This window comes from Bacillus sp. LK2, from assembly GCF_001043575.1.
GTDB lineage: Bacteria > Bacillota > Bacilli > Bacillales > Bacillaceae_G > Bacillus_A > Bacillus_A paramycoides.
Genome location: NZ_LDUK01000044.1, coordinates 26562 through 47590 on the forward strand (window position 1 = coordinate 26562; position 21029 = coordinate 47590).

At 35.7% G+C, this 21029-nt stretch carries 23 protein-coding genes, 1 pseudogene and 1 riboswitch; of the genes and pseudogenes, 18 read left to right on the top strand and 6 right to left on the bottom strand.

The genetic code is table 11. The features are described from left to right. The first annotated feature begins 2 nt into the window (after positions 1–2). The 7 genes from VK90_RS22045 to VK90_RS22075 all read left to right on the top strand — a co-directional run bounded on the left by VK90_RS22045 (position 3) and on the right by VK90_RS22075 (position 6855). A complete protein-coding gene (locus tag VK90_RS22045) occupies positions 3–698 on the top strand; it encodes a DUF969 domain-containing protein (RefSeq protein WP_048375235.1) in 696 nt (231 codons plus the stop codon). A gap of 1 nt (position 699) precedes the next feature. Beyond that, complete coding sequence (locus VK90_RS22050) at positions 700–1662, top strand: DUF979 domain-containing protein (protein ID WP_048375237.1); 963 nt, start codon at positions 700–702, stop codon at positions 1660–1662. Between the two features lie 16 nt (positions 1663–1678). Then, positions 1679–2326 (top strand): pyroglutamyl-peptidase I, encoded by a 648-nt coding sequence (pcp, locus tag VK90_RS22055; protein ID WP_048375239.1) that lies wholly within the window; start codon positions 1679–1681, stop codon positions 2324–2326. Between the two features lie 67 nt (positions 2327–2393). Further along, complete coding sequence (locus VK90_RS22060) at positions 2394–3134, top strand: NAD-dependent protein deacylase (RefSeq protein WP_082148017.1); 741 nt, start codon at positions 2394–2396, stop codon at positions 3132–3134. A 254-nt stretch (positions 3135–3388) separates the two neighbouring features. Next, positions 3389–5563 carry a peptidoglycan D,D-transpeptidase FtsI family protein gene (locus VK90_RS22065; protein ID WP_197088223.1) on the top strand — a complete coding sequence of 725 codons (2175 nt, stop codon included), beginning with the start codon at positions 3389–3391 and terminating at the stop codon, positions 5561–5563. 102 nt (positions 5564–5665) lie between these two features. Next, positions 5666–6187: a signal peptidase I gene (gene lepB, locus VK90_RS22070; protein ID WP_025147835.1), complete on the top strand. Its 522-nt coding sequence runs from the start codon at positions 5666–5668 to the stop codon at positions 6185–6187. 143 nt (positions 6188–6330) lie between these two features. Further along, complete coding sequence (locus VK90_RS22075; protein ID WP_048375245.1) at positions 6331–6855, top strand: NUDIX hydrolase; 525 nt, start codon at positions 6331–6333, stop codon at positions 6853–6855. An 81-nt stretch (positions 6856–6936) separates the two neighbouring features. On the opposite strand, the gene VK90_RS22080 is transcribed toward VK90_RS22075, so the two are convergent. Then, complete coding sequence (locus VK90_RS22080) at positions 6937–7701, bottom strand: class I SAM-dependent methyltransferase (RefSeq protein WP_048375247.1); 765 nt, start codon at positions 7699–7701, stop codon at positions 6937–6939. A 198-nt stretch (positions 7702–7899) separates the two neighbouring features. Here VK90_RS22080 and VK90_RS22085 point away from each other — a divergent pair, with 198 nt between their 5' ends. Beyond that, complete coding sequence (locus VK90_RS22085; protein WP_048375249.1) at positions 7900–8391, top strand: DUF2716 domain-containing protein; 492 nt, start codon at positions 7900–7902, stop codon at positions 8389–8391. Positions 8392–8455: 64 nt separating this feature from the next. Here the strand turns inward: VK90_RS22085 and VK90_RS22090 are convergent, their stop codons facing one another. From VK90_RS22090 to VK90_RS22100, 3 genes are all read right to left on the bottom strand, one after another. Then, entirely contained in the window at positions 8456–9226 is a 771-nt protein-coding gene (locus tag VK90_RS22090; protein WP_048375251.1) for a DNA alkylation repair protein, read from the bottom strand. A 28-nt stretch (positions 9227–9254) separates the two neighbouring features. Then, positions 9255–9566 (bottom strand): iron-sulfur cluster biosynthesis family protein, encoded by a 312-nt coding sequence (locus VK90_RS22095; protein WP_048375253.1) that lies wholly within the window; start codon positions 9564–9566, stop codon positions 9255–9257. Between the two features lie 113 nt (positions 9567–9679). Next, on the bottom strand, positions 9680–11146 hold the full coding sequence (locus VK90_RS22100) for an amino acid permease (protein WP_048375256.1): 1467 nt from the start codon (positions 11144–11146) through the stop codon (positions 9680–9682). Positions 11147–11258: 112 nt separating this feature from the next. Continuing rightward, positions 11259–11451, bottom strand: a riboswitch (Lysine riboswitch). A gap of 385 nt (positions 11452–11836) precedes the next feature. On the opposite strand from VK90_RS22100, the gene VK90_RS22105 reads away from it, so the two are divergent. Continuing rightward, positions 11837–12286, top strand: a complete 450-nt coding sequence (locus tag VK90_RS22105) for a GNAT family N-acetyltransferase (protein ID WP_048375268.1) — start codon at positions 11837–11839, stop codon at positions 12284–12286. A gap of 40 nt (positions 12287–12326) precedes the next feature. Here VK90_RS22105 and VK90_RS22110 read toward each other — a convergent pair whose 3' ends face one another. Then, positions 12327–13229: a sulfite exporter TauE/SafE family protein gene (locus VK90_RS22110; RefSeq protein WP_048375258.1), complete on the bottom strand. Its 903-nt coding sequence runs from the start codon at positions 13227–13229 to the stop codon at positions 12327–12329. A 207-nt stretch (positions 13230–13436) separates the two neighbouring features. On the opposite strand from VK90_RS22110, the gene VK90_RS22115 reads away from it, so the two are divergent. The 7 genes and pseudogenes from VK90_RS22115 (at position 13437) to VK90_RS22145 (ending at position 18179) form a co-directional block, all read left to right on the top strand. Next, the gene (locus tag VK90_RS22115; RefSeq protein ID WP_048375260.1) at positions 13437–14234 is read left to right on the top strand and encodes a VOC family protein; all 798 of its coding nucleotides are present in this window, start codon (positions 13437–13439) and stop codon (positions 14232–14234) included. 14 nt (positions 14235–14248) lie between these two features. Further along, positions 14249–14581, top strand: a pseudogene (locus VK90_RS22120) (phosphotransferase); the annotation flags it as partial. 85 nt (positions 14582–14666) lie between these two features. Continuing rightward, positions 14667–15410, top strand: coding sequence for a metallophosphoesterase family protein (locus VK90_RS22125; protein WP_048375262.1), 744 nt, complete (start codon positions 14667–14669; stop codon positions 15408–15410). 170 nt (positions 15411–15580) lie between these two features. Beyond that, positions 15581–16252: a uridine kinase gene (locus VK90_RS22130; RefSeq protein ID WP_048375263.1), complete on the top strand. Its 672-nt coding sequence runs from the start codon at positions 15581–15583 to the stop codon at positions 16250–16252. Between the two features lie 125 nt (positions 16253–16377). After that, on the top strand, positions 16378–17202 hold the full coding sequence (locus VK90_RS22135) for a DUF2785 domain-containing protein (protein ID WP_048375264.1): 825 nt from the start codon (positions 16378–16380) through the stop codon (positions 17200–17202). 51 nt (positions 17203–17253) lie between these two features. After that, positions 17254–17673: a GNAT family N-acetyltransferase gene (locus tag VK90_RS22140; RefSeq protein WP_048375265.1), complete on the top strand. Its 420-nt coding sequence runs from the start codon at positions 17254–17256 to the stop codon at positions 17671–17673. A gap of 191 nt (positions 17674–17864) precedes the next feature. Then, positions 17865–18179 (top strand): DUF3892 domain-containing protein, encoded by a 315-nt coding sequence (locus VK90_RS22145; protein WP_048375266.1) that lies wholly within the window; start codon positions 17865–17867, stop codon positions 18177–18179. Positions 18180–18264: 85 nt separating this feature from the next. Here VK90_RS22145 and VK90_RS22150 read toward each other — a convergent pair whose 3' ends face one another. Then, a complete protein-coding gene (locus tag VK90_RS22150) occupies positions 18265–18705 on the bottom strand; it encodes a YaiI/YqxD family protein (protein ID WP_048375267.1) in 441 nt (146 codons plus the stop codon). Between the two features lie 1014 nt (positions 18706–19719). On the opposite strand from VK90_RS22150, the gene VK90_RS27715 reads away from it, so the two are divergent. Continuing rightward, a complete protein-coding gene (locus tag VK90_RS27715; RefSeq protein ID WP_053081451.1) occupies positions 19720–19992 on the top strand; it encodes an alpha/beta fold hydrolase in 273 nt (90 codons plus the stop codon). Positions 19993–19998: 6 nt separating this feature from the next. Continuing rightward, positions 19999–20601, top strand: a complete 603-nt coding sequence (locus VK90_RS22155) for an alpha/beta fold hydrolase (RefSeq protein ID WP_053081452.1) — start codon at positions 19999–20001, stop codon at positions 20599–20601. The last annotated feature ends 428 nt before the right edge of the window (positions 20602–21029 follow it).

Consider the following 21029-nt stretch of genomic DNA (forward strand, 5'->3'; position numbering starts at 1 on the left):
AAATGGTGAAATTAATTGGAATTTTACTTGTTGCGGTTGGTTTTTTATTTAGATTAAATACACTGTTAGTAGTTATGGTTGCAGGTATTGTTACTGGTATGGTTTCAGGCTTAAGCTTTTATGATGTGATCAGCATGTTCGGTAAATTTTTCGTAGAAAACAGATATATGTCTATGCCAATATTGTTAACTTTACCTGTAATCGGGATATTAGAGCGTTATGGGCTAAAGGAAAGAGCAGAGGCACTTATAACGAAGTCAAAAGGAGCTACAACTGGAAGAGTATTAATGTCATATTTTACGATAAGAGAATCTTCAGCGGCACTTGGACTTAATATTGGTGGTCATGCGCAAACAGTGAGACCACTTGTTGCACCAATGGCAGAGGGAGCTGCGCAAGGTAGGTATGGTAAACTTCCTGAAAAATTAAGAGAGAAGATTAAAGCAAACGCAGCAGCTGCGGAAAACACAGCTTGGTTTTTCGGAGAAGATATTTTTATCGCAACTGGTGCCATTTTATTAATGAAAGGGTTCTTCGATTCAGTAGGAATGCATGTCGGTGTATGGGATATGGCGCTTTGGGGAATTCCGACTGCGATATCTGCCCTTATTGTGAGCTGGATTAGGTTTAGAAGGTTTGATAAGTATATAGAGAAAACAATGAAGGCAGAAGAAAAACAAGAGAAGGAGGTTATATAAGATGAACGTGATAACAATGGATACAATTTATTATATATTAGGTATAATAGTTGCATTTATCGCTGTTCGGATTGCATTTGATCGTGAGCATCCAAACCGATTTGGTTCTAGTTTATTTTGGGCATTGTTTGCAGTTACATTTATATTTGGAAATGTAATCCCTTCGTTTTATGTTGGCTGTATTGTACTTGTCATGGTCGTTTTAGCTTCATTAAATAAAGTAACAAAATCTCAGGAGAAAGAAGTACCAGTACAAGAACGTGTGAAACATGCTGAGAAATTAAAAAATAAAATTTTCATGCCTGCACTTTTAATACCTATTTTTACAATTATCGGAACACTAACGTTAGGAAAAATCAAATGGGGAAATGTCGCACTTGTTGATCCTGATAAAGTGACATTAATTGCACTAGCATTAGGAGCGTTACTCGCTTTCGTAGCGGCGATGAGCATCACAAAGGCGAAAATAACAACGCCTGTTCAAGAAGGAAGTAGATTATTACAAGCTGTTGGCTGGGCTGTTATTTTACCACAAATGTTAGCGGCGCTTGGCGGTATTTTCGCGAAGTCTGGCGTTGGACAAGTTGTTTCTGATTTAGTCGGACAAGTATTACCGACAGAGTATCCGTTCGTTGCTGTTATGGCATATTGTTTAGGAATGATGCTGTTTACAGTTGTAATGGGGAATGCATTCGCAGCATTTGCAGTAATTACTGGCGGAATCGGTTTACCTCTAATTGTACAAATGCATGGGGGGAATCCAGCGATTATGGCAGCACTCGGCATGTTTGCTGGATATTGCGGAACGCTGATTACTCCAATGGCGGCAAACTTTAATATCGTTCCGGCGATGCTTTTAGAACTGAAAGATAAAAATGCTGTCATTAAGGCGCAAGTACCAATTGCTATTTCGATTTTCATTATAAATATGTTTATTATGTACGGTCTTGTATATCGTTTCTAATTAGGAGAGTGAAACTATGAAAACAGTATTACTAACGGGATTTGATCCGTTCGGCGGAGAAAGCATCAATCCAGCTTGGGAAGTCGCAAAAAGTTTGCATGAACAAACAATCGGAGAGTACAAGATTATTAGTAAACAAGTTCCAACTGTATTTCATACATCAATACAAGTATTAAAAGCGTATATAGAAGAGCTGACTCCAGAAATTATTATATGTATTGGACAAGCTGGGGGCAGGGCAGATATTACGATAGAGCGTGTAGCAATTAACGTTGACGATGCAAGAAGTGCTGATAATGAAGGGAACAGGCCGGTGGATATACCGGTTGTAGAAGAAGGCCCTATTGCGTATTGGTCCACACTTCCGATGAAAGCAATCGTAAAAAGACTTCGCGAAGAAGGTATACCAACTTCCGTTTCACAAACTGCAGGTACATTCGTTTGTAATCACTTATTCTATGGTCTTATGCATGAACTAGAGAAACATGATAAGAAAATAAAAGGTGGTTTTGTTCATATTCCGTTCCTACCAGAACAAGCGAGTAATTATCCAGGGCAACCGAGTATGTCACTTTCTACGATTCGTAAAGGGATACAATTAGCAGTTGAGGTAACAACAGAAGTGGAAATAGATATTGTTGAATGCGGGGGCGCGACGCATTAAATAAAGCGAATTGTACAACACCTTCTATAAACAACTGGTATAATATAGTGTATGAATATACATAGAGGTGATTTTTGTGCAGCAATATGAGGAAGTACGTTCGATATTAGAAAAAGCAAAGAAAATTACAGTGTTAACAGGTGCTGGTGCAAGCACGGAAAGTGGAATCCCTGATTTTCGTTCAGCAAATGGATTATATGCTGATGCGAATGTAGAGATGTATTTATCAAGAGGCTATTATAATAGAAATCCGAAAGAATTTTGGAAGCATTATAAAGAAATCTTTCAAATTAATACGTTTCATCAATATGAAGCGAATCGTGGGCATCACTTTTTAGCAGAGCTAGAGGAACAAGGAAAAGACATAACGATTTTAACGCAAAATATTGATGGTTTGCATCAATTAGGTGGAAGTAAACATGTAATTGATTTACATGGAACACTTCAAACTGCGCATTGTCCGAAGTGTAAAGCGGGATATGATTTACAGTATATGATTGATCATGAAGTGCCGCGCTGTGAGAAATGTAATTTCATTCTAAATCCAGATGTTGTTTTATACGGAGATACGTTACCACAATATCAAAATGCGATAAAACGTTTATATGAAACAGATGTACTTCTCGTAATGGGAACGTCATTAAAAGTACAGCCTGTCGCTTCATTCCCAGAAATGGCAAAGAGAGAAGTAGGGGCAACAACAATTTTAGTAAATGAAGAGTTAACAGGACAAGAATATAATTTTGATTATGTTTTCCAAAATAAGATTGGTGAATTTGTAGAAAGCCTATCTTCAATGAAAGAATAATGATTTGATTAAAAAACTGAGGTGAATGGTGGCCACCTCAGTTTTTTTGTATGAAATATATTCATGTTATTGCTTAGTAAGGGGAATGGTAATAAATAGGGTATGAACACAGAAAACTGAAAATTAAATCTTTTCTTTCTTTTGTAATTAATATAAAATTCTATATATATCATATAAATAAATTTGATACATAATGATGTATTTGCGTGCAATGTAGGGAACGTATTTTTTTCATGCAGAGAAATGTTAATAGAATGAAGCGAGGGAGCAAAATGAGACAGAAAAAGGAGAAGCAGAAACAGTCGAAAAAGAAAAAGACTCATATTCCATTTCGATTAAATGTATTATTTTTTGTCGTATTTCTTTTATTTTCAGCTATTATTATTCAGCTAGGTAAAGTACAAATCATTGATGGAGAAACGTATCGAAATGAAGTGAATAAAAAGGAAGATGTAACGGTGAGTACACCTGTACCTAGAGGGAAAATGTTTGACCGAGAAGGAAAACCTATTGTTAATAATAAACCGTTACGAACAGTTACATACACGAAAATGAAAGGGGTAGACTCGAAGGAAGTTTTAAAAGTAGCAAGAGGATTGGCACAGTTAATCGAAATGCCACAAGAAGATATGGACAAGTTAACAGAGACAGATAAAAAAGACTTTTGGATGCAGTTAAATGAAGAGCGTGCAGCAAAAAAAGTAACAAAAGATGATGAGAATACATTTAGAGAGCGGAAAATAGAAGGAAAAGACTTAGATAAAAAAGTGGAAGAACTGAGAAGGGAAAGAATTACACAAGAAGAATTAAATGAGCTTTCAAAAGAAGATATAGAAGTACTAGCAATTAAAAGTAAAATGAATGCGGGATATAAAATGACACCCCAAATTGTCAAAAAAGATGTTAGTCAAAATGAATACGCAGTAGTTAGTGAAAGGTTGTCGAGCTTGCCAGGCGTAGATACGACTGTAGATTGGGAGCGTGAATACCCAAATGACAAAATACTCCGTTCTGTACTTGGTAGTGTTTCTAGTGAGAATGAAGGATTACCGAGGGAGCAATTAGACTATTATTTAGTACGAGATTATAACCGAAATGATCGTATCGGTAAGAGTTACATCGAAAAACAATACGAAGATGCACTGCATGGGACGAAAGAACAGTCTAAAAATATTACTGATAAAGCGGGAAATATTATTCGGACTGAAAAAGTGACAAAAGGAAAAAGTGGAAACAATTTAATATTAACAGTTGATATGGATCTACAGAAGAAAGTGGAGGAAAGTCTTGAAAAAAATTTAAGGGCATTTCATTCTTCAGAACCGATGATGGACCGTGCGTTCGTCGTTATGATGAATCCAAAAAATGGCCAAATCTTATCATTGGCAGGGAAGAAAATTGTAAATAAAGACGGTGGAATGCAAATAGAAGACTACGCTTTAGGAACGATGATAAGCTCGTATGAGTTAGGATCAACGGTGAAAGGAGCTACGGTATTAACGGGATATCAAACAGAAGCGATTAAGCCATATACACATTTCTTTGATGCCCCAATGTTCTTTAAAGGAAGTTCGAAGCCGAAGAAATCGTGGAAAGACTTTGGAGATATTGATGATTTAAGAGCATTGCAAGTATCATCCAATGTCTACATGTTTAATACGGCCTTAAAAATTGCAGGGGTTGATTACGTACCAAACAATCCGTTAGATATTAAACAAGATGCATTTAATAAAATGCGTTATTATTTTAGACAATTTGGTTTAGGCGTGCCAACTGGCATAGATTTACCGAATGAATCGATGGGTCAAATAGGTAGAACAGATAATATACCAGGTTTTTTACTTGATTATGCGATTGGACAATATGATACATATACGCCGCTGCAACTAGCGCAATATATGTCAACAATTGCAAATGGTGGTTACCGGATGAAACCACAAATTGTACAGGAAATTAGAGAGCAACCAAATAGACCAGAGGAAGTAGGAAAAGTCATTCAATCGATAGAACCAGTCGTGTTAAATCGAGTGGATATGGATCTTACATATATTAATCATGTAAAAGAAGGGTTTAGAAGAGTTTTCCAGGAAGCTGATGGGACAGGTACTGGAACTTTTAAAGGTCTACCGTATAAACCGGCTGGAAAAACAGGAACAGCAGAGACGGTATATGGTGGGGAAAGTGATATTGGAAGAGATGAGAACAATAACCGAAAAAAATGTTATAATTTAACTCTCGCCGGTTATGCACCATATGACGCTGATCCGGAAGTAGCTTTTTCTGTTGTTGTACCGTGGGTGAATAATGATAAATCAGGTATTAATTCTGCAATTGGTAAAGAAATTTTGGATGCGTATTTTGATTTGAAAGCACAGAGATCAGGTGTAAGTGCAGTCCCGGTTGCACAACAGCCGAATAATGTACAGTAAAAAACGAAATTAAAATTGTAGTATATCACTGCACAGATGAAACCATATTGTGCAGTGATATATTTTTGAGCTGAAAAGTGTTTTGATAAGGTGGGAATACATATGAAAAAGGAGATCAAGGGCGGCTGGGGAAAGTACATACTATTTATATTTGTTTTGGTAGTAGTGTATCAGTCTTTTACCTTATGTAAAGTTGAAGGGAAATCAATGCAACCGACTTTACATGAAGAAGACTACGTATTTGTAAATAAAGCTGCTGTACATGTTTCTGACATACAGCACGGAGAAATCGTCATTATTAAAGAAGAAGATGGATCGAAATATTATGTAAAACGCGTAATAGGACTTCCTGGTGATGTCATTAACATAACGAATGGAAGTGTATATGTTAATGACAAAAAGCAAGATGAACCGTATATAAATAAAGACCTATATAACAATACACAAGTGTTTTACAACTTTCAAAAGACAAAGATTCCACCAAATAAGTTATTTGTAATGGGAGATAATCGTGAGTATAGTAGGGATAGTCGAAATGGCTTAGGATATATTGAAGAAGATAACGTTATTGGCAAGGTGGAATTTATATATTATCCTTTTTCGAAAATGAAAATACTAGACTAGTTTAGTCTAGTTATTTTATTTTCTTCAAAAAACAACGAATGAATTAGATGAACCTTTTCATCCTCAAGTGCTCCTGTTAGGGTGATGATAAGTAACGCTTTTATATTAAGTTAACGGTTAGGAAATAGAAAGGATATGATAGTATGTATAAGTACACAATATGCTTCATTAGAAAAGGGGATAACATACTCCTTTTGAATAGGAACAAAAAGCCGACAATGGGAATGTGGAATGGTGTTGGCGGTAAAATTGAGGATAATGAAACCCCATATGAAGGAGTAATTAGAGAAACGTTTGAGGAAACGGGAATTCAGCTTCAAAGTGTAACGTATAAGGGGAATGTTATCTTTAAAGATAAAGACGAGCCTCGGGATAGTGAGGGAATGTATGTATTCCTTGCTGATTTACCAGATGGAGTACATATGGACACACCATTAAGCACGGCTGAAGGAATATTAGAATGGAAGTCAATCGATTGGATATTAGATGGTGATAACAGAGGTGTAGTAAGCAATTTACAAAGATACTTACCGATATTATTAAAAGAGGATAACAAATTAGAGCATACCTTTATTTATGATAACCGGAATATCATTGATTACATAACTTCTATTCTGACAGAAGATGATACGAAAAAACGACATGCAAAACATCTCGTTTCTCAATAGGAGAAGCCCTGTTAAAATACTAAAAAAAGCCAAATCCTTTATTGGAATTTGGCTTTTTTGCAGGGAATGCTAATTCAAGTTTTACTCTACATAATTTGCTTTAATGATAAAGCGGTGTTGCTTTACATCGAAATATCCTTTTTGCAAGATCATTTCATGTATGCGATACAATTCCTCATTATAGCGTTCGATAGTAAAATCAGGGATTTGCCACGGAATTGCTTTTAAATAATAAACGACAGCGCCGATATCATAATAGCGCTGAAGAGGGAACTCTTTCTTCGCTTCTATAATTGTAAATCCACTTTGTTTTAATTCACTACATGCTGTTTCGAGTGACCAACTTGCAAATTCTGAATTAAGCGGTGCACCAAACAGCTCATTAAGATGGGCACAATCAAGACCACCGACTTGCTGTGTAAGAAATGTTCCATTGGAGGAAAGAATTCTTTTCACTTCAGAAACAGAATATGATTCATGTTGATTCACAATTAAATCAAACTGACTGTCTTGAAATGGCAAAGCAGTATCATCAGCCACTTCTATAACTGTAACTCCTAAAGGCTCTAATTTTTTCCGAGCAATTGGTACGTTTGGAGCATAGCCTTCAGTCGCGTAAATAGTTGGCGGAAACGGTTGTAACATAGATAAAAACTCTCCGCCGCCAGTACCCATATCTAGCATTGATTTTGCATGTTGCATAAGCTGGAAAGCAGCGCTACCGTACGACCATGATAAAGGCTCGCTATTCATTCGACCAGTTTCTGAAATGAAAGAAAAGTCCCAGCCGCTAAAATTTGTCTTTGCACTTTCTAATAGTGCTGAAAATAATGGATCACGTTTCATATTATTGTCCTCCTATTTCGTTAATGAATGATATAGTAAGAAATGAGAAAGGGAGGACCTCTTATTAAAATGAAGCGGTCTTACGTTTCGTGTTCGAATAGATTCATATTACATTCGCTCCTCGCGAGAATAGTTATTTATATATTCGGGATAGTCGAGTGGAAATCCTTTGAAATTATAAGGGAAGGCAGTTGTTTAATGAAAAATTGGATTGAGTTTACAGACAAAGAGTACGATCAAATTTGGGACAGGGTATACAGTGAACTTGAGTTTTCACCGAGTGATGTTACATTTCCATCATTTAAAGTGCCAAGTCCTTTTGTTACATATGATATTTCTCAGTATTTCGGTGAGTCGGTGGATTTAAGTGCATATGACGAGCTTGAAGAAAAAGCGTTACAAGCTTTTAGAGAGAATACAGAATTAGATGAATATATAACGGTACTTGATTGGCAACATGAATGTTACTGGGTAAATCCACATTTAAAGTTCGATAGAAATGAATTTGATGAGTGGATAATTCCAATCATCCCAAATGGAGACTACTATTTCTTTATTCAGAAGGACTTGAAGTGGGGGTATTTAGGTCATCCTTGGGAAAAGAGTATAACGATATTTGGAAAAGAACTAATAGAGAGCATTGAGCAAAATAAACCGGAAATGTTTTATAAGATTTTAAGGCAGGGATAATGTTTGAAAGAGAAAAAACGCTTATACTTCATTTTTGAAGCATAAGCGTTTTTGTTTAAAATACTTAAAAAGAAAAATCTTTTGGTAAAGTTCCATTTTTTATCACCGTTCTTAACCCATGTTTCATAATCCAAGGATTAACAGGATGTTTTTTTTCGCGCAATTGTTGCAACCATTGAAAAACGAGTTCTTTATCTTCTTTTGTAATATCATTGATATGATTGGCTACTGATTTTTGAACATATTTAGAAGGGTCATTCATTAATGGTTCAAGAAGTTCTAAATTGTTCCTAAAGTCACCTTTAAGAGCTCCTATTTTTTTGGCCCAAGGAAGTCTTGGTCTAGTACCTTCGGAAACTAATCTCCTAATGTGGCTGTTCTCGTCATGTAGCCACTGTTGTAATAAGTTCAATGTTTCTTCATGGTACTTTTCAAGATAAGGCCGAATTGCATATTCAGCAGTATTTCTTTTTGTTATTTCATACATTGCGTTGAACGAGGATTCAAAATCATTAATCCCATATTTTTCAACGTATTTTGCAATAGGCATATACATATAGCCGTTTGTAAATGTGCCTACTTCTGTTGTATTTTCTGGTCCCAATGTTTTAAGTAATATACGTATTGCGTCATTAAAATCTTTTTGTAATGCATTCTGTAATTCATCTGCTATTACTTCTACACGTTGTTTTAACTCTAAATTTTCAACTTTACATGTTACAGAATCTACAAAGCTTCTTTTAGAGAAATTAGGATCGTGCTTAGAAATAGAATCAGCCATTTTTTCTGCTAATTCTTCATTAAATAAAAATTTTAACGGAACATATTTACCCATTTTTTCACCTCATTGGCCAAATGAAAAACTATTTTGATTGTTTAATCGACAATCCATAAACCAAAGTCTCACTTGGAGTCGTAATACTAAAACCAGTTGTCTTATAATCAAGTTTTAACGTATCCCCAGTATAATCTTTTGTGAATGAGTCCATTTGTACAATAAGCTGTTCATCTTCATATACAACGTCATTTGCATTATATGTATCCCAAATTAGATCAACATCAACAAAAATACTACAAGAGTTTGTCATTGTTCCTCTAATGCGAATGATCTTTTTGTCTTCACGTTCTAGCCTCTGTATAGCTGCTTTTGCTTCATCAGTAATACGAATGTTCATTGGATCCCAACCTTTATTTATGTTTCTTCTATTATTGCAAAAACAGAAGAAATAGGGAAGGAAGAAGCATTGCAATAAAAAACGAGCAAACAATATTGTTTGCTCGTTGTACTTTATTTCAGTTCACATTTATCAAGTGGAATCACTTTCGTTTTCTTAGTAAATTTATATCCTAACCATAGTACTAAGAAGAGTGGTAAACCGATGTAAGAAACAAGTACACCGTTCCAATCGATAGATGCTCCCATAAATGCTCCGTAGTTTTGACCTAAAATAACGATCACACAAAGTGTAAATGCAAAGATTGGACCGAACGGGAACCATTTTGCTTTATATGGTAAATCTTTTAAATCTTTTCCTTGGGCAATATATGCTTTTCGGAAACGGTAATGACTAATAGCGATTCCTACCCAAGCAATAAATCCTGACATCCCAGAAGCATTTAATAACCAAATGTATACAACACCGTCACCGTATAAAGAAGCGATGAAAGCGACGCTACCAACTACTGATGTTGCGATTAATGCGTTAACAGGTACACCGCGGCTATCTAATTTACCTAAAAACTTTGGTGCTTTTCCTTGGCGAGCTAAATCCCAAAGCATACGAGTTGATGCGTACATTCCAGAGTTACCAGCAGATAAAACAGCAGTTAAAATAACAGCGTTCATAACAGAAGCAGCAAAGGCAACGCCCGCTTTTTCAAATACAAGTGTAAATGGACTTACTGTAACATCACTTGCTGCAAGGCTATCAGTCGTATAAGGAATTAATAAACCAATAACGAGAATTGCTAAAATGTAGAATAATAGAATACGCCAAAAAATAGAACGAATTGCTTTCGGAATATTACGTTCTGGATCAGACGTTTCACCAGCAGCCACTCCTAATAATTCAGTTCCTTGGAATGAGAATCCAGCGGCCATAAATACACCGATAATTGTCATGATTCCGCCGTTAAATGGTGCATCTGCAACAGTGAAGTTTTTAAATCCAATAAATTCGCCGCCCATAATTCCAAAAATCATCATAAAACCGACAATTAAAAAGATAATAATAGTAACTACTTTAATAAGTGCGAACCAATATTCAGATTCACCAAATCCTTTAACAGATAAATAATTTAAGAGAAAAATAATAGCTAAACAAAGTCCACTCCAAATAAGAGAAGGTGTATTTGGGAACCAAAATTTCATAATTAATGTTACGGCCGCTAGTTCAGCTGCGATCGTAATCGCCCAGTTATACCAATAGTTCCATCCAAGTGCAAAACCAAGTGATGGATCAACGAATTTTGTTGCATAAGTACTAAAAGATCCAGTAACAGGCATGTAAGCTGCGAGTTCTGCTAAGCTTGTCATTAAAAAATAAACCATAATCCCAATTGCAGCGTATGCAACTAGTGCACCGCCGGGACCAGCTGTATGGATAACACTACCGCTGGCAAGAAATAGTCCGGTACCGATTGTACCACCGAGAGAAATCATTGTAAGGTGACGAGATTTTAATCCACGTTTTAATTCACCTTGTCCTTGTGTAGTTTGCGTTTTAGAGGTAGCTTGATTCGTTGCGCTATTCATGTTCAACACTCCTTTTCTTGTAAGATAGGAAGGAGCGGGGGAGAAAAATACAAAAAACCGCCAAAAGAATTAGGCGGAACGTTTCACAAATAACCACCCCATCATACCCTTCCGTTAAGATAGCACCCCACGTCTACACGGTAATTTTGTAAACGTGACAGTTCTGTTCCTTTCGGAGACAGCCCCAGCCCATATTTCCAGAGAAGAAATATAAACTTCGGCAACTTTTCCTTTCAAACGGAGTCGATGACATTCTCTGTGTCTCGGCCGTTATACTCTTAAAAGTTGCAACCTCTACCTCATCGGATTGATGAGGATTTATTTATTGCTATGATTTTTAATATATGGCAATTGTAATGACTTTCTGAAAATATTGCAAGGAATTTTGTAGGGAAAAGTCAAAAATTATCGGTTATTGTATAGGAAACGCTTGCAAAACTCCACCCGAACCTACTATTATGTAACAATAAGCAAAGAAAAAATTGTTATACAAATGTTTCGCAAAAAATAATGAAAAATCCTCTAAAATTAAAAGAAAATTCAGAAAATATAATTCGACATAAACATCAAAAGGGGATTAGTTCTTTATTTTGTTTCAAGAATAAACATATGTGCGTGTTGAAAAGAATGAATATTCTTTATATTTATGATAAAATTGAAGTATTGTTTAATGGAAAAGGGGACATCGTTATGAAATTAGAAACGGAAAGATTACATATTATCCCGTGTACGGAAAAGTGGGTTCAAATTGCGAATAATCAAGGATACAATAGTGGTCCGCATATTTTAGGGCATGTAGAAAATGTGAAACAAGATGCGGCTTTATTACCGTGGGGCGCTTGGTATGTTATTCGAAAAGAAGATGACATCGTTTTAGGTGATATAGGATTTAAAGGGGCACCTAATGAGAATCATACAGTTGAAATTGGTTACGGGTTTATTGAGAAATATTGGAATAAAGGGTATGCAACAGAAGCGGTTCGTGAATTAATGAAGTGGGCTTTTCAAACAGGAGAGGTGGAAACGGTTATAGCAGAGACACTCCTTGATAACTATAGCTCTATTCGTGTATTAGAGAAATTACATATGAATAAAGTAAATAGTACTGAAACGATGATTAATTGGAAGATTGAAAAATAAAAAATACCACCCGAAGCAAATCGGACGGTATTTTGCGCAATTATGGTAGCATTTGTTTTTGATCTGTCGGATAGCCTATCGTCGTTTGTTTCGAATGATTTGAATGATTGCGGACAGAAATGAAAATAGAAATAATAACGACTAGACCAACTGCAACATAAGAAAGTGTAATAATAGTTGGATCAACTTTAAATGATGTAAGTAATGTACGTATATTCGTAAAGATAATAAGGCCACCGACGAGTACGCCGAGTAAATGTGGAGGAACGATGCGTACTAACCATGCTGCAATTGGCGCTGCAACAACACCACCGAGCATTAAGGAAAACACCCAAACCCAGCTTACTTGTTCCCAGCCAAGTGAGATGAAGAAGCCGATTGTTGCAGCGAGTGAAACAGGAAATTCGCTCGTATCTACAGATCCAATAACTTTTCTAGCTTCATTGCCTCTTGCAAGAAGAACAGGTGTCGTAATAGGTCCCCAGCCACCACCGCCAGTTGAATCAACAAATCCTGCAAAAAGGCCAAGCGGCACAAGTTGTTTCGCAGACATACGCTTATTTGAAGCAACAATTTGTTTTTGAATGAGGAATCGTAATAAAATATAAACCCCTAAAGTAAATAAAAATAAGGAAATGTATGGTTTAATTACATCGCCAGGTAAATTACTTAAAAAACATGCCCCGATAAAAGCACCGATCGCCCCTGGTAATGTAAGTCTAGAAACTGTATATTTATCAACGTTTCCGAATCGTATATGAGATGCACCGGAAGCGGCAGTAGTGACTACTTCAGCTAAATGAACCGATGCAGAAGCAACAGCTGGTGCGATACCAAACATTAATAATAAAGAGGAAGACGTTACCCCATACGCCATTCCAAGCGCTCCATCAATCAATTGAGCGAAAAACCCAATAATAGCAAAGACAATTAATTTCTGCATAAATAATCCCCCTGTAATAATAAATAAAAAAGGCACTTTTCCCGTGTGAGAAAAGTGCCTTTGGTTTTTCCAATCAGCAAGATATAAATTTGTTTCATTATAATACATATTAATCATATAAATCAACTAGGTTTTTAAGTTTTTTGAATTGAATGAAAGAAAGAGAAAATATACAATAAAAGGATGGAGAGAAAGGGGAGAAAGAATATGTTAGCATTTGATCATCTCGTTCACGCAGTTCATTGTACGCCTGAGGAAGCGGCAAAACAAATGCAGTCATTAGGTTTTCATACAGTGCCAGGCGGGCAGCATACAAACTGGGGTACTTGGAATAGTTTATGTTACTTTGATTTATCATATATAGAATTTTTAGCAGTCCAGCACGAAGAAAAAGCGAAAGAAGCAGAAAATCCATTAGTGCAGGAAACGGTTGTTAAATTGCAAAATGCAGAAGGAATGCTACAAATCGCAATTCGAACAGATGAAATTGAAAAATTAGCAATTAATTTAAGCAAGCATGGTTTACAAACGATAGGACCATTTGAAGGAAAACGAGTGAGAAAAGATGGTCGTCTTTTAGAATGGAAAATGTTATTTGTAAAGCAGGAAGAGGACGGACCAAAATTACCATTCTTTATACAGTGGAATGAAACGGATGAAGAAAGAAGAATCGATCTACGTAAAACAGGGACGATTACGGAACATAAAAACAGAGTGCAAGAAATAAAAACAATTCATTATGCGGTGAAAAATGTTCGAGAAACAGTGCAGAAATGGAAAGAAGTAATGGGATTAACAGTAAGTTCAATCATAAGAGATGAAGAGTGGAATGCAGAGTGTCAAAGTGTATTATTTGGTGGTATTAGTGTGCAGTTTTGTGAACCGGTAGGGGAAGGATTCGTACAAGAACGTTTAGTACAGTACGGAGAATATCCGTTTGCGGTGGAGTTTAAAGGGGAAGGAAAACAGGAGCATCAAGTACTAGGTAGTATGTACATATATTAATAGAGGTGAGTTTTGTGGAGACAATTTTAAAAGCGATAGAAAGAAAACTAGACTGGCCTCTTATTTTAAGAACGATTGTTATTTCAAAAGGTTTTTCGTTCGATGAGAAATATAAAATTGAATTAGAGAGTGGAGAAACGTATTTTATAAAAGTATGTGATTCTTCATATTTTGAACGGAAGCAGGAAGAATATGAATATATGCAGCGGCTAGAGTCATTACATATTCCCATGCCAAAATTAATTCATTTTATAAGCCTTACCGAATTAAAGAAATGTGTACAAGTTTTTGAGTGGATTGATGGATTAGATGGTGAAGATATATTAAAAACTTTATCTATCGAAGAGCATAACGATTTTTCTTCTTATGTTCCGAGATGGTATCAATCATTTAATACGAATATAGTAAACGATAAATGATGGAGGGATTCATTTGGATAAAATTGCGGTAATTTCAGATATTCATGGTAATATTCCAGCATTAGAATCCGTACTGAAAGATATTAAATTAAGAGGAATAGAACGCATTATTTGTCTGGGTGATTTAGTAGGGAAAGGACCTCATTCAAGCGAAGTAATTGAAATCGTTCGTAAAGAATGTGAACAAGTTGTTATGGGGAATTGGGATGACTTTATAACAAAACCGACTGAGTTTGAAACGTTAAAATGGCATCAAAAACAATTGTCAGAGGAACAAAATGAGTATTTAAGAAATCTACCATTTTCTATCGAATTTTTTATGAGTGGAAAACTTATTCGTATGTTCCACGCTTCGCCAAGAAGTTTGTATGAAAGGATTCAACCGTACGCTTCAAGAGAAGAGCGTAAAAATATGTTCGAAAATAGCGATTTGACGGAAAATATAGAGGGGGAAAGAAAACCAGATGTTGTTTGCTACGGTGACGTTCACCAAGCGTACGTTCAAAATTTCAGAGGGAAAACGTTGTGCAATACAGGTAGCGTAGGAAACCCACTTGAAATTACACAAGCTTCGTATTTAATCTTTGAAGGAATGTACAACGAAAAAGAAGCAACGAGTTTTTCCATTCAACTCGTACGTGTACCGTATGATATTGAATTAGCTATTCAATTAGCGGAAGAGCTTGATATGCCAGAAATTGAGGAATATAAGCAGGAATTACGGACTGCTTTGTATCGAGGATTGAAAGCGAAGTAGGGAATATCTAGATCAATAGTCAATGGAACGATATCAAAAATTTTTCAAATATATCGGTCGTAACGTGAAATATATCAACGGTCTTTTCAAAATATCGATTTACCGACAAATAGTGACAAAAATTATTTATTATAATTATATTATGTAAACAATATTAAGGAGGGAATGTCGTGCATCGCCAAAAACGAATGAAAGAAATTGCTGATCATATTTTAGCGTTAAATTTAACTCATCCGTTAAGAGTTGGAGTAAGTGGTATTACAGCCTCAGGAAAGACAACATTTGCAAACGAACTAGCAGAGGAAATGAAAAAACGGGGAGTGCAAGTAACACGTGCCAGCATTGACGATTTTCATAACCCGAGAGCGATTCGATATGCGCAAGGTAAAGAATCTGCAAGAGGATATTATGAAGATGCACACGATTATAAAGCCTTTAAAGAAAGGTTATTAATGCCTTTAGGACCTAATGGAGATTTACATTACGAAACGATTTCTCATAATTTAATAACGGATATCCCTGTACAGAATGCACCTGTAGTGGCTCCGCCTAATATGGTGTTAATAGTTGATGGGACATTTCTATTAAAAAAAGACATTGAGCATTTATTTGAATATAAAATTTTTGTTGATACAGATTTTGAGATTGCGAGAAAACGTGGTGCAAAGCGAGAGACTGAAGCTTTTGGGAGTTATGAAGAAGCAGAGAAGATGTTTTTGGGCAGGTATCATGCGGCTTGTAAGATGTATATAGAAGAGCATAATCCGAAAGAATGTGCGGATGCTATATTTCTGAATAGTGATTTTGGAAATCCAGATGTTATATTCCATGAACGAAAGTAATGCACAGTCAGAAATATATGTATAACCTTTTATTTATTGTTATAATTAAATTAATTTTATGAAAAAAATTACAGGGGATAAGGCAAAAATAAGTTAAAAAACGTAAAAAGGGGACAGGACATATAATGACGGAAGTACAAGAATTAAAAGAAGAACTACAACAAATAAAAAATAACAATTATGCTGTACCAGAAGACGTAGATGCATATCCATATGCGCAGTGGATGCTAGATTATATCGGATCACCAGAAGCTGAATTACGTGATGATTTGATTTATAGTACGCTTCACACATGGATTACAAATGATGTATTTAGACAAAAGGAATTACGAGGATTAATGTTACAAGCGATTAGTCCTGACTATTTATTTTATAAAATTGGTGAAAAGGGAACAGACTCTGTTTTTAAACGTGCGTTTTCCGTATTAATTCCACCACTTATTTTATCTGTACATGAAAGAGAACCATTGTTAACGGAAGAACAACTGTACAGTGTGGCAGAACAAGTTTTGGAATATGTATATTTAGAAGAAGATGTAAGAGGTTACGTAGAAGGAAAAGGATGGGCGCACTCTACTGCACATGCGGCTGATGCGTTAGATGCTTTAGCACGTACGATACAAAATCGCGAGTTTTCATATGCGATACTAGCTGCAGTTCGTCAAAAGGTTCGATTGAATGATTACGTATACATAAACTTTGAGGATGAGAGATTAGTAACGCCAATTATGTCATTACGTAACCAAAATCTTTTAACTGAAGAAGAGTGGAGCAACTGGCTACATAGTATAGCAATTGTTGAAGACATCCGAAATCCTCAAAATGCTATTTTAGTACAAAATATTAGAGCGTTCTTAAGAAGTTTATATTTTACAGCTTTAGAGAAAGAGGGATCTACTGTTTTTACAGATGATATATTGGAGACTTTGAAGAATTTGCGTAGATATTAAAAAATGTCGAATTTATATACTTGCTAACATTGCGGACTTGGAGAATACATTTTGAAGAAATATGAGTTTAAAAATAACATTCCAACATTGGAAGAATATAAATATTTGTGTGAGTCTGTCGGATGGACTGATTATATGAATTTTGAAGTGGCGGAAACATCACTTCAAAATTCAATTTACTGCATTACAGTCAATGATAATGAACAAATTGTAGGCATGGGGAGAATTGTTGGTGATGGGGCTATCTATTTCTATATTCAAGACATAGTAGTTCATCCAGATTATCAGAAGAATGGTATTGGGAAAGAAATAATGAACATGTTGGTTGAATATTTAAATCAAAATGCCCCGGATAAGGCATTTGTCGGTTTGTTTGCATCACAAGGTAAAGAACCATTCTATGAAAAATTTGATTTTCAAGATTACTCGCCAAACATGACGGGGATGTTTACTGTAATTTCAAAAAAGTAAATATTAACAGTTTTAATTCCCTAATGTTGAGAGGTACTCTATAAAATTTAAAAATGAAGTTGTAATAGATTGAAAAAATTATGATTTGGGTTATCTCTTTAGGGGAGTGTATTTTTGTTAATTTGATGGGTATAGTACATAAAACTAATAACTTCAAAACATACTAATAAAATGTTTTGGAGGTGAGTTTTATGGATAAAAAAGATTTTCAAAAAGTTTATAATGATTACTTACATCAAGGAGAAGAGCAGGCACAATTGGAAGTAGCCCGGGAAGTCGATTCAGGAGCAGAACAAATTGTTGCAGTTCGTAAAAATGATGAAGGTGATTTAATTGCCTTTAAAACAAGTAGTGGACGAGAATTAGATTATATTACTGCTCTTGATGAAGCAAAATCAGGGAAGTTAGCTCATGTGGACGTATTCCATAAGTATGGCAGGGATATTATACGTAGTGAACCTGATGGAACGAAAGAAAATAATTTAGATAACTTACCTGATTTTTAAATGGGTAAACCTCAAGAAGAGAATGTTCATTTGGATATTCTCTTCTTTACTTTGCTCAGTTTTCCCTACAAATAGAAGATTCATTTCAAAGTGAAATCACTTGTTTAAACAGCTCTCTAAATTTTTCTTTATCTTCAGCTGTAAATGGTTTTGGCCCCTTTGTACGCTTTCCGCTTTTTCGTACCATTGCACTTAAATAACGTGTTTGTAATAATTGGTCAATGTTCTCATTTGTATACTTATACCCTTTATGATGAAGAACTACACAGCCTTTTGCTAAAGCGAGCGAAGCAAGACCATAATCTTGCGTAACGATTAAATCTTCTTTCTTTGCTAGCTGCATAATCCGATAGTCCGCAGCATCTGCTCCAGAATCAACATAAATTGTTTCCACACCTGCTGGCTGCTCCGCATTAGAAAAATGAGAAAAGCTAGTAACGAGGGTAACAGGAATTTCAGCATTCGTAGCTTCAAAGATAACAATATCTTTTACAGGACAAGCATCTGCATCAACGTAAATTTTCATTTTTATCACTCCCATAAATAAGTACGAATTGATAATAATGGCAGATTTATCTTTTGTCAAACGAGGAAGATTTATCTAAACTCAGTGAACTACTCACCACTTAGCAAAGCTTGAAGTGGGAGCTTCTCAGTTCCACGACGAAAGTAACCTTTCGTCTCCCTGAGCGTTACTTCGGAGTGTTCCACCCCTAGATGTCCAACGCTTGGATGCTCTCTTGGTACGGTTGATATTTTACGCAGGAACCGAATGGCTTGATTTTCGCACTCTATTTTCTTCCTGCAACCTCATATATCAAGTTATCAAAGAACTTCATATAGCTAGTTTATCAAAAGTTTTTGGCTATGCCAAACCGAAATTCATCTCCCACCTACCGTTGGGCTATCGCCCTTCACACGCTTGAGGAAGGAGAATTCTTTCGGTAAATTCGTTAAAAAAACATTTTTTTATTAAAGGGCACGAATGTTGAACAAGAATTATAAGGGTGATACATGACTAATATGTATCACCTTTCATTTTTTATGATTTTTCACGTTTCATGTATTGATAATAAAAAAGATTGATCACTCATTTATCCCGCATTAACGGGCAGTAAGACTCCCACCTCAAAATTCGGAGAATGCGAGGAAGTTAGGTGGGAGATCAACTGCACGTAAACGCCCGATTGGTTCAACTAATAATCAGTGGGGGATGAACAAAACCCCCACTGATTAAAGTTTCACTTTATATGAGGGGCTAAATATGGAGGATAATTAGTCTGCTATAGGGTTGATTAAGAGGTACAAATAGTGTATTCTGAAAATTACAAAAAGAACACAAGTTCCCTTGCGTGTCAACAGGAGATGGTTGATAAATGGAGATAAAAGTTACAGAAGTTCCAATGGTAATTAGTTTTGTTTAATGGCAATATCATTCTTTAATTATATAGAATTATTTCATTGGGAACTTGTATAAAGTCAAGAAACTGGTTGCGATTGCTCGTATTGTGGTCAACATACTTATAAGGAGTGAGACAACATGGTGAATACGGAAAAAGGTACAAAACCATTCTTCACACACAGGAAGGTTATTGTTAAAGAGATACCTATCCATGTAGTCGAAGCAGGTTCAGAGTCAAAGCCAACAATCTTTTTTATTCATGGGTGGCCGGCATGTTGGTTAGAGTTTGAAACAGTTATGACAGTCCTATCTGAGGACTATCATGTTGTAGCCATCGACTTGCCCGGTATAGGAGACTCGGAAATCCAGCTACAGTCATACAGCAAACGGAATATAGCAAGATATGTTTGAGGCGTTATGGATGCTATGAATTTAACCGATGTCACCTTAGTCGGATGTGATGTTGGTAGACAAATAACTTATGCATTTTTAAAGGAATCTCTAAATAGGGTTACACGCGCGGTTATTATGAATGTCGTTATCCCAGGAGTTGATCCTTGGGACATAGTGAAAAGCAATCCTTACATCTGGCATTTTGCTTTTCATTCTATACCTGAAATACCTGAACAACTGGTTGCGGGTAATGAATCTCTATATTTTTCCTACTTTTATGATGTCCTTGCAGGAAAAGGTAAGAAGATGAGTGATGCCCTTAGAAAATCATATACCAATGCTTACACCCGTCCAGAAGCTCTGAAAGCAGGATTTGATTTTTATAGATATTTTGATCAGGATCAAAAAGATAATTTCGCGTCGAAAGATGAAATTGTTTTGATTCCGATTCTCTATCTGCGCGGAGAAGATGAACGCATAGATATTGAAACATATATGAAAGGATTTAGAGAAAATGGTTTACAAAATATCAAAGCAAGGATAATCGGAAATTGCGGACATTTTGCTGCCGAAGAACAGCCTGAAAAAGTGGTATCCGCTATAAAGGAATTTGTAAGAGGTAACTAGACTAGGTTCCTATGGTCATTTTTATGTTGAATGTCAACCTTATTCCACAATAGTACCTTATTCCACAATAGTACCTTATTCCAGAATAAGGTACTATTGTGGAATGAAACTTAGACTTTTAAACGACTTTATTGTTATAAATTTAACCCCTTCCTATATTTAGTACGAAGTTATGGTTGTTTGAGCTTTTAAAATTTCTGTAGTCTTTTCAGAATAAATTAGTTGAAAATAAAAGACTACATACTATACGCGAAAAAGTATAAAACAAAAGAATTATATAAGGGATTAATTGCTTTTGAAGGAGGACATAGCCTATAGCGGGAGTCGTATTCACAGATGTAAAGCATCGTGTATCTTAAAAATAAGAATAATCAACTAAACAAAGGATTATAAATTGGGGTACCACCACACACCCATCAACTTAAGGG